The organism is Mesorhizobium sp. LNJC391B00 (assembly GCF_000502535.1).
In the GTDB taxonomy this organism is placed as follows: domain Bacteria; phylum Pseudomonadota; class Alphaproteobacteria; order Rhizobiales; family Rhizobiaceae; genus Mesorhizobium.
Window position 1 is genome coordinate 1 of record NZ_AYWI01000008.1, and the last position, 13,695, is coordinate 13,695.

Below are 13,695 nucleotides of genomic sequence, written 5' to 3' on the forward strand. Positions count from 1 at the left end.
TTCACGACAAGGCCGTCACCGTCACCACCTGCGGCCGCATCTGCTACAATCGCAAGAAGATCAACCTCAGCCTCGTCTTTGCCGGCCAGACCGTCGGCATCAAACAGGTCGAGGACCATATCTGGCTGGCTTCCTTCATGGATTATGATTTGGGCTACTTCGATGATGAGACATGCAGGCTCGAACCACTCCAAAACCCCTTCGGGCCAAAAGTGTTACCCATGTCTCCGATATAAACCGTAACCTATGTGTCCGGAATGGACCATAAAGAGATGGTGCCCAGAGGCGGATTCGAACCACCGACACGCGGATTTTCAGTCCGCTCAAAATCGCTTACACCCGGAACTGAGACCTCGCCGTGTTGGTCTGGATTTGCAGATCTCAGCGCTGCCACTAGTCCAGCGACCGGGTGTGGGGACGTTTCACTCTTCGCTCGTCCTGGATCCGAAATATCGAACCGCTCACCGAGCGTGATGATGGGCGTCGACCAAACGAGGTCGTACAATTCTTGGCGGTGAAGGTGTGCTGCACTCGGCTTTTTTCCATGGCGGAGTGACGAACCCAATCGTAAGCTGCTCAAAGGCGAACAGGGGACGACGCGCATTCCTGGCCTCTAAAGCCGCTGCGTTCCCTGATAGGCCGCGTCCATTTCTCTGTTAGGCTGAATAGGGAATTTATGCCAAGGCGTTGAAACTGCGCCGGGATTTTAGGTCGAAAATGGCTCAGGCGCCCAAAATCGCCGAAAATTCGCTGTTTTTCCGGGCGAAACAGGGACGATCAGACAGAGACGGGTTCGCTCCAGACTGCCACCACCACCATTATCGTTATTTATCAATGTGTTATAGGGTGATTCGCCACGAGGTTCGCCAACAGGTTCGCCAAGCATCGGCTTGCGCGTGACCAGCCGCACGACTCGATCCCCTGGACCGCCAGCTGTACCTGCTATGCTCGCGCGAATAGAGCTCCGCATGATCGATATCGTCGTGACCGAGGACGTCCATCATCTGCCTGGTGGAGGCCTCGGCCTCCGCCAGATAAACACCGAGCGATTTCCTCAAACCATGCAGGGTAAGGCCCTTCGGAAGACCGGCAAGCTTGCACCAATGCGCCATCATTCCAGTCAAGGACTTGGCGGAGAAGGGCTCCCCATAGGCGTTGACCAAGACGGTCTCGCCGCGCCTGTCAGCCGCATCCAGGATCTCGGACAGCATCGGCGTGATCGGCACGAAAAGCCGTTTGCCGCCTGTTCGTCCCTTGTTCTTGGCCTGGACGATATCAAACCCGTCAAAGTGACGCTCGACGCCATCGATGAAGACACGGCTGGTGACCCTCTGGTCCCAGCGCAGGCCCGCGACGTCGCCGCGGCGGCTGCCGAGCCAAAGCGCCAAACCATAGCAAGTGCGTGCTGCGGTGCCCAAGTGCCAACGGTTTTCAAATTGCGCCATCGCTTCGCGCGACCAGGCTTTCCAACCGACATAGGCCGGGCGCCACTCGACCGCTGCTGTGGGATCGATTTGATCCAATCTTGTCGCAGTGCTATATAGACCAGCTTGCGTATGCCCACCAGCAGGTGCTTGGCCTTATGGGGTGTGGCGATGAAGCGGCCAAGAAGCTCTTCAATATGGATACGTCTAAGGTTCTTAACCGGTACGTCGCGCCAAATCAGTGGGTGATCTGGGACCACCCGCAGTTCCAGAAATTCTTCAATCAGCCGCGTGTTCTTGCGCTTGCTGGCTTCGTCAAGCGCCAACCACTTGACTGAGATCTTCAACCGTTGAAAGGCCGCTCCAAATGTGCCTGGCAGGGCGGCACCAGGCATTTGGACGACGGTTGCCTTGGGGACTTTTCGGCCTTCGACCGCTGCCTGGTCTGCGTCCTTAAATCCCGGCTGATTGGGAGTAGGCAGGCTGACCAAACGCTCCTTCGTCCGATAGCGCCAGGGCGCAGGTGGATCTGGTTGCTGAGCGAGCCTTGCGTGAGCCCCGGCGTTCTTGCGGGCGCGGCGCAGGATGGCCCCGAGTTGTTTTTCGTTGCGAGCGATCTGGTCTGTCATGATGGGTCTCCACGTCTGCAATATACGCGATCGCGTATTAGTCGTAACATACGGGGTTGCGTATAAAATTGATGTATACGCGATCGCGTATGACGCCGATCGGTCAGCTGGCAAGCGGCGGTCTTATGCCGCCAGCCCGGCGGGCTGTCGCTGAGCGCGAAGGCGAGCGTCTGCGGCTTGGTCGCCTGCAGCGACGCATAGACGCCTTCCTCGGTCGAGAAAGCGACGCCGTTATCCAGGAACGCCTGCTCCTCGGCAGAATCGGCGGCGATCCCGGACCGGTCCCTGGGCGGAAGCTGCCGGGAATGTAGTTCAGGTGAATCCCAAACAGGCTCCCCGGGTGGCCGCGCGCCAGCCACACGCTTGTGGGAGTTGCGCGAGGCGAGTTGCTCACGCTCAGCTAACGCGGCCCTCCCGAGGAGTTAGGCATCTTGCTGTGGTATCAGTGGTCGATGACGGTACCTCTGCGGCATGCATCGGGCAGTTACTCGCAAATGCGCCGAAGGCGTCGTAGCGTTTGGTCGGGGATGATGGTTTTGAAAAGCCCAGCCGAGTCGATTGGATGCATCGTCCGTTTTTCACAGGATGGACAACGCCTGGGATCAGTTTTACGAGTCAGCCCAACCAGCGGAGATGTTCGCGTCCCCAAATGAACAAGATGGACACCCAAAACAGCAAGGGCGGCGACGAGCGCTCGACCGCCACCAGCCTTCTGCGGCTCGGCATACGGTTGAAACTCTCCCGGCAGACGCGTGGGCTGACCTTGAAGGCGCTAGCTGCCGCCGCGAACTGCTCTGAAAGCCTGCTTTCCAAGGTCGAGAACGGCAAGGTCTCGCCCTCGCTTCCCATGCTGCACCGGCTTGTCGAGGTGCTTGGCACCAACATTGGCTGGATGTTCGAGGAATCCGATGGTGAGGAAGGCATCGTCTTTCGGGCTGGATCGCGGCCGTTGATCGCGCTCGATCCGCTTCGGCGCGGCGAAGGCATTTCGCTCGAGCGCGTCATTCCGTATTCGCCCGGCCATCTCCTGCAGTGCAACATCCATCACATCGAGGCGGGAGGTGAGAGCGCCGGCCCTATCCAGCACGCTGGCGAGGAAGTCGGCTACCTCCTGGAAGGTGCGATCGAATTGATGGTCGGCGAAAAGACGTTTCGCCTGTCGGCCGGCGATTCCTTCGTCTTCAATTCCGAACTGCCGCACTGGTACCGCAATGTCGGCGACGAACGCGCCAGCATTTTCTGGGTGAACACGCCGGCAACATTCTGATAGGGCGAGCCCCTCATTTGTCTTCGTTGATGCCAATTCAAGTCACTTGACAAGAAATCAAGCATCTTGAAATATGCTCTGCGCTCAGGCGCCAGGTGAGCCCGATCAAGGGCCTTTTCGAGAAAACCAAGGGGAACCGGAATGCGTCTTACCAAGATCCTTTCAGGCTGCGCCGCAGCCATCGCCATGACCCTCGCCCTCGGCTCTGCTTCCGCCATGGCCGAGACCTATGCGCTGGTGACCATCAACCAGCAGGCCCTGTTCTTCAACCAGATCAATGACGGCGCAACGGCTGCCGCAAAGGCTGCCGGCGTCGACCTCGTCATCTTCAACGCCAACAATGTACCAAGCGCGCAGAACGACGCCATCGAGAACTACATCACCCAGAAGGTCGACGGCATCATTCTCGTCGCCATCGATGTCAACGGTGTGAAGCCGGCCATCACCGCGGCCAAAGCCGCCGGCATTCCGGTCATCGCGATTGACGCGCAGATCCCAAATGGCGACAACGTCGCCTTCGTCGGCGTTGACAACACCAAGGCAGGCGAGGATATCGGCAAGTTCTACGCCGAATACGTGAAGACTAAGCTGAGCGGCACCGCCAAGATCGGCGTCGTTGGCGCGCTCAATTCGTTTATCCAGAACCAGCGCCTCGACGGCTTCAAGAAGGCTGTCACCGACAGCGGCCAGAAGGTCACCTTCCTCGACACGGTCGACGGCCAGAACGTCCAGGACGTCGCCCTGTCCGCCTCCGAAAACCTGATGACCGCCAATCCTGACATGACGACGCTTTACGCGACCGGCGAGCCGGCTCTGCTCGGCGCGGTTTCCGCCGTCTCCAGCCAGGCCCGTACGGGCGACGTCAAGGTGTTCGGCTGGGACCTGACCAAGTCGGCGGTGCAGGGTCTCGAAGAGGGCTGGGTGGTCGCTGTCGTCCAGCAGGATCCGGCCGGTGAAGGCAAGGCTGCCATCGAAGCTTTCGTCAAGCTCAAGAAGGGCGAGAAGATCGACCCGATCATCAACGTTCCGATCACCATCGTGACCAAGGAAAATGTCGGCCAGTTCAAGGACATGTTCAAGTAGTATCCTCCCCGGACCGCTGGGCTGCGCATTGACCCGAGGGTTGCCTGCGCAGCCCGGCGACCGATTGAACATGTCGCGCCCAGAGAATTGGAACCATGATGAGCGATGGCGAGACCTACCGCGTCAGGATGACCGGTATTTCCAAACGGTACGGCCCTATCCAGACGCTGGACGATGTCTCGCTGAACCTGAAGCCTGGCGAAGTGCTCGGCCTGGTCGGCGACAATGGCGCCGGCAAATCCACCTTGAGCAAGGTCCTGTCCGGTGCGGTAATTCCTGATGCCGGCACCATCGAGATCGATGGCAAGGCGGTGTCTTTCTCGTCGCCGGCCGATGCCCGCGCCGCACGGGTGGAGATGGTCTACCAGGACCTTTCGCTCTGCGACACGGTGGATGTGGCGGGCAATCTCTTCCTCGGCCGCGAACCGCGTCGCCGCGTTCTCGGCGTCCCCTTTCTCGACAACAAGCGCATGCATGGCGAGACGCGCCAGATGCTCGACCGGCTCGGCATCGTCATTGCCGATACCAAGCTCAAGGTCGAAAACCTCTCCGGCGGCCAGCGCCAGTCGATCGCCATCGGCCGCGCCGCTTCTTTCGACCCCTCGGTGCTGATCATGGACGAGCCGACGGCCGCCCTTGCTGTGGCGGAAGTCGAGGCGGTTCTGGAACTCATCCGCGCCGTCAGCGCCCGTGGTGTCAGCGTCATCCTCATCACCCATCGCCTGCAGGACCTGTTCCTGGTCTGCGATCGTATCCAGGTCATGTACGAAGGCCGCAATGTCGCCGAGCGCAAGATCGGCGAGACCAGCATCGAGGAGGTCGTCAACCTGATCGTCGGCCGCAAATTCACCGCGCGCTCGGCCCGCGCAAGCCGCGATGAGGGGGTCCAACCATGAACGTTACCTCCGCCGGTGTTGGCGCCTCGCCCAAACGCGCTCACAACAGCACGTGGAAGGATGTGGCGTTAGCCAATGGCAGCGTCGTCTCGATTGCGCTGTTCTTCATCGTCGTCTGCGTGGTCTTCTCGCTGATCACCGGTTCCTTCCTGACGACGCCCAATCTGCTCAACATCGCGCGCCAGTCGGCGCCGCTGCTGATCGTTGCGGCCACGATGACCTTCGTCATCACCACCGGCGGCATCGACCTCTCGGTCGGCTCCGTGCTGGCGCTGACGGCAACGCTGTCGGCGGTTTTCCTGCAGGCCGACCTGCCATGGCCGCTGGTCGTCATTGCCATGCTGGCGCTTGGTGCTGCGATCGGCGCCTTGCACGGCTTCTTCATCGCCTACGAGCGGATACCGCCCTTCATCGTCACCCTTGCCGGGCTCTCCGTCATCCGCGGCGTGGCGTTGCTGATCACCGGCGGCTATTCGATCCCGGTCGAACCGACCAGCTTCTTCGTCAACATCGGCAGGGCCTGGTTTCTCGGCGTGCCGGTACCGGCGCTGCTCGCCCTTGTCGTGCTGATCATTGCCTATCTCGCCTTCAACCAGACGCCGTTCGGCCGCTATGTCACCGGCATCGGCGCCAATACAGAGGCCGTGCGCCGAGCCGGTGTCGATACGCGCTTCATGACGCTCTTCGTCTACATCCTGTCGGGCATGGCGGCGGCGGTGGCCGGCATCATCCTCGCCGCCCGGCTCGGTTCCGGCTCGTCGAATGCCGGCCAGGGGTTCGAGCTCGATGTCATCGCCGCCGTGGTGCTTGGCGGCACCAGTCTGTTCGGCGGGCGCGGTACGATCATCGGCACTGTGCTCGGCGCGTTGACCGTCGCGGTCATCGGCAACGGCTTGATCCTTGCGCATATGTCGCCCTTCCTGACGCCGATCGTTACCGGCACAATCATCCTCGTTGCCATCTGGCTGAATTTCCGCCTGTTCAAGGGCGCAACGCGGAGCCGCTGACATGGATCATCTGTTCGACGACAAGCCAAGGGAACGGGCACCGATCGGTGTTCGCTCCGGCACGGTGATGACCGTTACCGGCCCGGTTGCGATTGCCGATATGGGCGTGACGCTGATGCATGAACACATACTGCTCGATGGCGCGACGTCGTGGAAATGCCCTTGCCATCCCGACGAGACGAAGATCGCCGAGCAGCCGGTCAGCATGGAGATCATCGGCGAGTTGCGGATGAACCCCTACATGAACCGCGACAACGTCTCGCTCGAGGACAGCGACCTAGCCCTTTCGGAGTTGGCGAAATACCGGGCGCTCGGCGGCCATACCGTGGTGGATGCGACCAACATTGGCATTGGCCGCGATCCGGTGAAGCTGGCGCGCATCGCCCGCGCCTCTGGATTGCGGATCGTCATGGGGACGGGCTTCTACCTGCAGCACACCCATCCCGTCTGGCTGAAAGCGATGGACGTTGACGACGTCACCGAATTCCTCGTCAATGATGTCGGCGGCGGGTCGGCGCAGCCCGAAATCATTGCCGGCATTATCGGTGAGGTTGGCGTCAGCAAGGATTTTACCGACGAGGAGCGCAAGTCGCTGCGGGCCTCCGCCCGTGCGGCCAAGATGACCGGCGTGCCGCTGACGATTCATCTGCCCGGCTGGGAGCGGCTGGCGCATGATGTGCTTGACGTGGTCGAGGCAGAAGGCGCCGATCTCCGGCATACGGTGCTTTGCCACATGAACCCCAGCCACAACGATCTTGCCTACCAGCAAAGCCTCGCCGCGCGTGGCGCCTTCCTGGAATACGACATGATCGGCATGGATTTCTACTATGCCGACCAGGATGCGCAGTCGCCGTCCGACGAGCAGAATGCGCGGGCGATCCGCTCGCTGATCGATATGGGACTGCTCGACAGGATTCTGCTGTCGCAGGACGTCTTTCTCAAGATCATGCTGACCCGCTTCGGCGGTTTCGGCTACGGCTTCATCCTCAAGCATTTCGTGCCGAGACTGAAACGCCATGGTGTCGAGCAGTCGGCAATCGACACGATGCTCATCGACAATCCAAAGACTGTGTTCGCCGAGGGCCTCTGAGCCGCGGCTCCAAACAAGATAGGGAGACTACATGTCCAGGAAGAAGGTTCTTCTCGCAGGCGAGTCCTGGGTCTCGACCGCGACCCACATCAAAGGCTTCGATCAGTTTCCCACCGTGACATATCACACCGGTGCCGATGAGTTGCTGGCCGCGCTGAAGGACAGCCTGTTCGACGTCACCTTCATGCCGGCGCATGAGGCACAGCGGAACTTCCCGCAGACCATGGAAGCGCTTTCGGCCTATGACGCGGTCGTGCTCTCCGATCTTGGGGCCAACACGCTGCTGCTTCACCCCGATACCTGGATCCACTCCAAACCAACGCCGAACCGGCTGCGCCTGTTGCGCGACTATGTCGGCAATGGCGGCGGCCTGTTGATGTTCGGCGGCTATTACAGCTTTCAGGGCATCAATGGCGGCGCGCGCTATCACAAGACGCCGGTTGAGGACGTTCTGCCGGTCATGTGCCTGCCGGTGGACGACCGTGTCGAGGTTCCAGAAGGCTATGCGCCGGTCGTCGTCGGCCCGCAGACCCATCCGATCCTCAAGGGCCTCGGCAAGGATTGGCCGATCCTGCTTGGCTTCAACGAGGTCACGGTCAAGGACGGTTCGGAAGTTCTCGCCACCGTGTCCTCCGACTACCGTTCGCTGCCACTGCTGGTGGCCGGCAAATATGGCCGGGGCCGCACTGTCGCCTGGACCTCGGATGTAGGGCCGCATTGGCTGCCGCCGGGCTTCATCGCCTGGAATGGCTACAAGACGTTGTTCGAACAGATGCTAGGCTGGGCAACGGCCAGGGATTAGCCATGCGCGTCCATGTCGTCGGTAATGTTTGCGTCGATACAACCTTTCAGTTGGACCGGTTTCCGGCGGCAGGCGAGACGCTGAACGCATCGGAACATGCTGACGGACTTGGCGGCAAGGGTGCGAACCAGGCGGTGGCCGCGGCGCGCACCGGAGCCGATGTTCGCTTCCGTGCCGCGATCGGCAACGATCCCGCCGGAGCCTGGATCACAGAGCAGTTGAGCCGCGATCTCGATGCCAGCCATCTGGCGGTACTGCCACTGCCCAGCGATCGGTCGACGATCATGGTCGATGCGCGCGGCGAAAACCTCATCGTCACCGGAGCCAGTTGCGCCGCCGCGTACAATCCTATGGCCGACAGCGGTTTTACCCGAGCGATCGAACGCGGCGATATCGTGGTATTTCAGGGCAATCTGGCTCCGGATATCACGGCCACTTGCCTGAAGGTGGCGCGCGGCGCGGGAGCGATGACGATCTTCAATCCGAGCCCGCTTGCGGCCGACCACACACCGGGCTTGAGCGACGTCAGCGTCGTCATCGCCAACGCGGGCGAAGCGGCGCAACTGACCGGGGCTGGCGACCCTGCCATGGCGGCCCGCGACTTGATCCGTCAGGGCGCCGGCGCTGCCATCGTGACGCTTGGCGCACTCGGCTGCCTTGTCGCCGATGGCGAAGGACGGATCGACCGGATCGCGGCGCCCAGGGTGGCCGTGCTAGACACCAGCGGCGCGGGCGACGTCTTTTGCGGTTGCCTCGCTGGTTGCCTTGCGGCCGGCATGGAACTCCTCGCGGCAGCGCGGATTGCGGTCCGCGCCGCAGCCATCTCTGTCGGGCGCGCCGGCACGCTTGAGTCCTGCCCCGGCAGGCGGGAGATGAAACTGCTCATGGAAACGACAGAAGCGGAAACCGCATGACACAATCCCCCAAACCCGTCGGCCAGGTGACGAATGATGCGCTGCAGTCGATCTTCGGCAGAAGCAAGGTGGTGATCGGCGTGGTTCATCTCGCCCCCCTGCCGGGGGCGCCGCGCTACCATGGCGAGGCGATCGAGGCCATCTATCAACGCGGCCTCGACGACGCCAAAGCCTATTTGCAGGGAGGGTGTGACGGCGTGATCGCCGAAAACCATGGTGACGTGCCGTTTTCCAAGCCGGATGATATCGGGCCGGAAACCTCCGCCTACATGTCTGTCGTCTCAGACCGGATCCGCAGAGAACTCGGCCGGCCGATCGGCATCAATGTGCTTGCCAATGCCTCCATTCCCGCGCTTTCGATCGCCAGTGCCTCCGGTGCTTCCTTCGTGCGCGTCAATCAATGGGCCAACGCCTATGTCGCCAACGAGGGCTTTATCGAAGGCGAAGCGGCGCGCGCCATGCGTTTCCGCGCAAGGCTTCGGGCCAACGGTATCCGCATCTTCGCCGACGCGCATGTCAAGCATGGCGCCCACGCGATCGTCGGCGACCGGCCGATCGAGGAGCAGGTCAAGGACCTCGTGTTCTTCGATGCCGACGCGGTGATCGCCACCGGCCAGCGCACTGGCCACGCCGCCGACCTCAGCTACATCAGGATGATCAAGGACGCCGCCGGACTGCCGACGCTTGTCGGCAGCGGGGTGACACCCGACAACGCCAACGATATCTTGGACATCGTCGACGGCGTCATTGTCGCCAGCTCGCTGAAACATGATGGAGTGTGGTGGAATCAGGTCGATCCGCAACGGGTGAAGGCCTTCATCCGCGGCCTCAAGCGGTGACTTTAGTGCCGGAGATCGACGGCGAGCGGCTGCTGGGCCGGCTCGATGCCTTCGCCCGGATCGGCGCGACGCCAGCCGGTGGCGTAAACCGACAGGCGTTCAGCATTGAGGATCGCGGCGCCCGGCGCCTGTTGGCGGAATTGGCGCTCGCGCGCGGCTTCGCGGTTTTCCAGGACGCCATGGCAAACCTTTTCGTCCGCCGCGATGGCACGGATGCCACCCTGCCGCCGCTGCTGATCGGCAGCCACCTCGACAGCCAGCCGACCGGCGGGCGCTTCGATGGAGCGCTCGGCACGCTTTCCGCCTTCGAGGCGCTCGAAGCGCTGGAGGACGCGAGGGCCGAGACTCGGATGCCGATCGAGGTCGTCGCCTGGGCCAATGAAGAGGGCAGCCGGTTTACGCCGGGTGTCATGGGCTCCATGGCCTTCACCGGAGCCGACATTTCCGCATGGCGGTCCATAGTCGGCAGCGACGGTGCGTCCCTCGCAGAGGAGCTCGGGGCAACGATCTCCGCCTTGCCAGAGGCAACCCTTCGCCCCCTCGGCATGCCGATATCCGGCTACATCGAGCTGCATATCGAACAGGGACCGTCGCTGGAAAAGGAGCGGTTGCCGATCGGTATCGTCACAGCCGTGCAAGGTACGCGCTGGCTGGAGGTCTGCATTGAGGGCGCCGCCGGTCACGCCGGTACAACCGGCCTTGCCTACCGTAGGGATCCGATGGTCGCGGCCGTTGCCGCGATTCACAGGCTCCAGACGACCATCATGCCGTTCGACAGCAGCGCAAGGCTGACGGTGGGCCGGGTCACCGCCCAGCCGGGATCGATCAACGCCATACCGCAGTCTGTGGTCTTCGCCGTCGATATCAGGCATCCGCGGGTAGAGCGGCTCGATGCCATCGAAGCAGAACTGCGCCAGGTATGCGCGGCGGAGGCAGAAGCTCAGCATTGCACGGTAACGATCAGGCGGTCGTTCGACATGCCGGGGGCGGCATTCTCTCCCGATATGGTCAAAACCGTCGAGGAGGCCGCCAATTCCCTACAGCTGCCGCACAAACAGATGATCTCGGGTGCATTCCATGACGCGCTGTTCCTCGCCCGGGTGGCGCCTGCCGTGATGATCTTTGTGCCGTGCCGTGACGGGCTGAGCCACAACGAGGCGGAATATGTGGAGCCTGCCCACGCGGTTACCGGCGCGCGGGTTCTGCTTCAAGCGGCCACCGTCGCCGCCTCTTAGGCAGCGACGGTGGCACAGGCGTGCTGGCGTGAAGAGGCAACCCGTGGGACTTCCTGGTGCCCGTCCGTCATTTCGTGACGTCGGCGGGCTGCAACGGGTGATCAAGGCCGCCGAGCTGCGGCGGATTGATCGCGGACGTACGATCGGCCCACATTCAACACCTGACCCAGCAGAAAAGCCCACCAGATCCCTGGGCCGTCATTGACGCCGTGGGTGCTAGGCGGTGACGATCTCGTCGACTTACCGAGATGGACGATCTGCTGGGCTATCGCCTCGGCCACCGGCAGGAAATCCCCACGCCCGCCATAGAGCTTGCCCGTGTCGATCGCGAGCAACTGGCGCCGTCCAGCCGTCCAGCGCTGCTGGACGTTGTCGCACTCGAGGCGTCCACAGGGATGCGTGTGTCCCAACTGTCGCTGCGGTTAATCCTAAAGCCAATGTCGCGCACCATGGAAAGAGACAATCCCGATTGGGCACCCAGAAACTGGTGACGTCGCCGGCAAGGGAAGCCGCTTCGTAGTATTGCGCGACGGCGACGCCAGGCATCATGGCAACGAACCTTATTGCCCAAAGGCATCGGCGCTTTCAAAAATGTCGATAGATGACTGCGAGCCGTTTTGATCCTTCCCGGCCATCGCCAGATGGACGTTGCTACCGCACATTAGCAGAACCGGATTTTTCTCGCCAAAGGCGAAAAATCGAAACGTCGTTCCTTATCTCTATAGATTTTGTCGAATATCGTCTGCCCCGGTTTGGAAATGACCGATGCGCATGCAGGGTCTGGGAGATTGACGAGTTGGCAAGGCTATCGGTTCTCGGAATATCCGGCGGCGTAAGCACGCCATCGCGCACAACCGCGGTGGTGAACGCGCTGGTCAAGGACGTCGCGCTGCGCGTCCCGGCAGACACGGGCCTGATCGAAATCACCGAGGCGGCGCCTTCGCTTTTCGTCGGACTGTCCCGTGGCGCCCTCGGCGCGTCCGGCGAAGCGATCATCCAGCGTGTCGAGAAGGCCGATCTGCTCGTGGTCGGAACGCCTGTCTATCGGGCTTCCTACACCGGCGCCCTCAAGCACCTGTTCGACCTCGTCGACTATCGCGCGCTCGCCGGCAAGACCGTGCTTCTCGCGGCGACAGGCGGAGGTCCTTACCATGGCCTGGTTCTCGAACATCAGCTGCGGCCATTATTCGGCTTTTTCGGCGCCGTCACCGTACCGACCGGCGTCTATGGGGCGCCCGACGATTTCATCGGCGCCGAAATCGTCGGCGAGGCGATACGCGAACGCATTTCACGGGCCGCATCCGAAGCGGTTTCACTGCTCAATTCCAACCATGCAAATGCCGCCGCCGCAGCGCGCGTCGGCTGAGCCAACCAAAAAGGGAACAACGACATGACGTCTCATTCCGACGGCCTGAAATTCGCCTACTGGGTTCCGAACGTCTCCGGCGGCCTGGTCATCTCCAACATCGAGCAGCGGACCGGTTGGGACATCGACTACAACCGCAAGCTCGCCCAGATCGCAGAGGCCAACGGCTTCGACTACGCACTGAGCCAGATACGCTTCACCGCCGGCTACGGCGCCGACAACCAGCACGAATCCGTGTCGTTCAGCCACGCACTGCTGGCCGCCACCACAACGCTGAAAGTGATTGCCGCCGTCTTGCCCGGTCCATGGAACCCGGCGCTGGCGGCCAAGCAGATCGCCACCATCAACCACCTGACCAATGGCCGCGTGGCCGTCAATGTCGTCAGCGGCTGGTTCCGTGGCGAGTTCGCCGCCATCGGCGAGATGTGGCTCGACCATGACGAGCGCTACCGCCGCTCGGAGGAGTTCATCCGCGCGTTGCGCGGCATCTGGACCGAGGACAATTTTACGCTGAAGGGCGACTTCTATCGCTTCACCAACTACTCGATGAAGCCGAAGCCGATCGATCCGCAGCCCGAGATCTTCCAGGGCGGCTCGTCGCGCGCCGCGCGTGACATGGCTTCGCGGGTGTCCGACTGGTATTTCACCAACGGCAACACGCCCGAAGAGATCAGGAAGCAGGTCGACGATATCCAGGCCAAGGCGAAGGCGAATGGCCACAAGGTGAAGATCGGCGTCAACGCCTTTGCCATTGCTCGCGAAACCGAGGCGGAAGCACGCGCCGTGCTGGACGAGATCGTCGCCAAGGCCAATCCCGAAGCGGTGCAGGGCTTTGCCGACCAGGTCAAGAATGCCGGCAAGGCCTCGCCGGAAGGCGAGGGCAACTGGGCGAAGTCGTCCCTTGAGGATCTGGTGCAATACAATGACGGCTTCCGCAGCAATCTGATTGGCACGCCGGAACAGATCGCCGAACGCATCCTCAAGCTGAAGGATGCCGGCGCCGATCTGATCCTGCTCGGCTTCCTGCATTTCCAGGAAGAGGTCGAGTTCTTCGGCAAGCGCATCATCCCGCTGGTGCGCGAACTGGAAGCGGCGCGTGACAGGGAGCTTGTCGCCGCCGAATAGGCCAGGGCGCGGCCTGCG

General features: G+C 62.0%; 13 protein-coding genes and 2 pseudogenes. 14 read left to right on the forward strand and 1 reads right to left on the reverse strand.

Features of this window, described 5'->3' with window-relative positions:
- Positions 1-236 (forward strand): annotated as a pseudogene (locus tag X750_RS145355) (integrase); the annotation flags it as partial.
- Between the two features lie 711 nt (positions 237-947).
- Here X750_RS145355 and X750_RS1000000167050 read toward each other — a convergent pair.
- Positions 948-1,388, reverse strand: a pseudogene (locus X750_RS1000000167050) (tyrosine-type recombinase/integrase); the annotation flags it as partial.
- Positions 1,389-1,525: 137 nt separating this feature from the next.
- Between X750_RS1000000167050 and X750_RS1000000167055 the strand changes: the two are divergent.
- The 13 genes from X750_RS1000000167055 (at position 1,526) to sfnG (ending at position 13,677) form a co-directional block, all read left to right on the forward strand.
- Positions 1,526-1,762 (forward strand): hypothetical protein, encoded by a 237-nt coding sequence (locus X750_RS1000000167055; protein WP_031195849.1) that lies wholly within the window; start codon positions 1,526-1,528, stop codon positions 1,760-1,762.
- Between the two features lie 940 nt (positions 1,763-2,702).
- Positions 2,703-3,320: a cupin domain-containing protein gene (locus X750_RS145340; RefSeq protein ID WP_023672469.1), complete on the forward strand. Its 618-nt coding sequence runs from the start codon at positions 2,703-2,705 to the stop codon at positions 3,318-3,320.
- 141 nt (positions 3,321-3,461) lie between these two features.
- Entirely contained in the window at positions 3,462-4,403 is a 942-nt protein-coding gene (locus X750_RS145335) for a substrate-binding domain-containing protein (RefSeq protein WP_023701800.1), read from the forward strand.
- A gap of 98 nt (positions 4,404-4,501) precedes the next feature.
- Positions 4,502-5,299, forward strand: coding sequence for an ATP-binding cassette domain-containing protein (locus X750_RS145330; RefSeq protein WP_023686756.1), 798 nt, complete (start codon positions 4,502-4,504; stop codon positions 5,297-5,299).
- On the forward strand, positions 5,296-6,306 hold the full coding sequence (locus X750_RS145325; RefSeq protein ID WP_023705822.1) for an ABC transporter permease: 1,011 nt from the start codon (positions 5,296-5,298) through the stop codon (positions 6,304-6,306). Before X750_RS145330 ends, X750_RS145325 begins: the two co-directional genes overlap by 4 nt.
- Position 6,307: 1 nt before the next feature.
- A complete protein-coding gene (locus X750_RS145320) occupies positions 6,308-7,396 on the forward strand; it encodes a phosphotriesterase (protein ID WP_023707681.1) in 1,089 nt (362 codons plus the stop codon).
- A 31-nt stretch (positions 7,397-7,427) separates the two neighbouring features.
- Positions 7,428-8,198 (forward strand): glutamine amidotransferase, encoded by a 771-nt coding sequence (locus X750_RS145315; protein WP_023705820.1) that lies wholly within the window; start codon positions 7,428-7,430, stop codon positions 8,196-8,198.
- 2 nt (positions 8,199-8,200) lie between these two features.
- Complete coding sequence (locus X750_RS145310) at positions 8,201-9,112, forward strand: ribokinase (RefSeq protein ID WP_023707682.1); 912 nt, start codon at positions 8,201-8,203, stop codon at positions 9,110-9,112.
- Entirely contained in the window at positions 9,109-9,951 is an 843-nt protein-coding gene (locus X750_RS145305) for a BtpA/SgcQ family protein (protein WP_023707683.1), read from the forward strand. The genes X750_RS145310 and X750_RS145305 overlap by 4 nt, the downstream gene beginning before the upstream one ends.
- Positions 9,948-11,186, forward strand: coding sequence for a Zn-dependent hydrolase (locus X750_RS145300; protein WP_023707684.1), 1,239 nt, complete (start codon positions 9,948-9,950; stop codon positions 11,184-11,186). The genes X750_RS145305 and X750_RS145300 overlap by 4 nt, the downstream gene beginning before the upstream one ends.
- Positions 11,187-11,434: 248 nt before the next feature.
- Positions 11,435-11,677, forward strand: coding sequence for a hypothetical protein (locus X750_RS145295; protein ID WP_023706569.1), 243 nt, complete (start codon positions 11,435-11,437; stop codon positions 11,675-11,677).
- Positions 11,678-11,982: 305 nt separating this feature from the next.
- On the forward strand, positions 11,983-12,552 hold the full coding sequence (msuE, locus tag X750_RS0133215) for an FMN reductase (protein WP_031193016.1): 570 nt from the start codon (positions 11,983-11,985) through the stop codon (positions 12,550-12,552).
- A 24-nt stretch (positions 12,553-12,576) separates the two neighbouring features.
- Complete coding sequence (gene sfnG / locus X750_RS145290) at positions 12,577-13,677, forward strand: dimethylsulfone monooxygenase SfnG (RefSeq protein ID WP_023709130.1); 1,101 nt, start codon at positions 12,577-12,579, stop codon at positions 13,675-13,677.
- Positions 13,678-13,695: the final 18 nt, after the last annotated feature.

Coding starts and splice junctions, on each gene's coding strand:
- X750_RS145340 (WP_023672469.1), top strand. CDS start 2,703: ATGAACAAGATGGACACCCAAAACAGCAAGGGCGGCGACGAGCGCTCG.
- X750_RS145335 (WP_023701800.1), top strand. CDS start 3,462: ATGCGTCTTACCAAGATCCTTTCAGGCTGCGCCGCAGCCATCGCCATG.
- X750_RS145330 (WP_023686756.1), top strand. CDS start 4,502: ATGAGCGATGGCGAGACCTACCGCGTCAGGATGACCGGTATTTCCAAA.
- X750_RS145325 (WP_023705822.1), top strand. CDS start 5,296: ATGAACGTTACCTCCGCCGGTGTTGGCGCCTCGCCCAAACGCGCTCAC.
- X750_RS145320 (WP_023707681.1), top strand. CDS start 6,308: ATGGATCATCTGTTCGACGACAAGCCAAGGGAACGGGCACCGATCGGT.
- X750_RS145315 (WP_023705820.1), top strand. CDS start 7,428: ATGTCCAGGAAGAAGGTTCTTCTCGCAGGCGAGTCCTGGGTCTCGACC.
- X750_RS145310 (WP_023707682.1), top strand. CDS start 8,201: ATGCGCGTCCATGTCGTCGGTAATGTTTGCGTCGATACAACCTTTCAG.
- X750_RS145305 (WP_023707683.1), top strand. CDS start 9,109: ATGACACAATCCCCCAAACCCGTCGGCCAGGTGACGAATGATGCGCTG.
- X750_RS145295 (WP_023706569.1), top strand. CDS start 11,435: ATGGACGATCTGCTGGGCTATCGCCTCGGCCACCGGCAGGAAATCCCC.
- sfnG (WP_023709130.1), top strand. CDS start 12,577: ATGACGTCTCATTCCGACGGCCTGAAATTCGCCTACTGGGTTCCGAAC.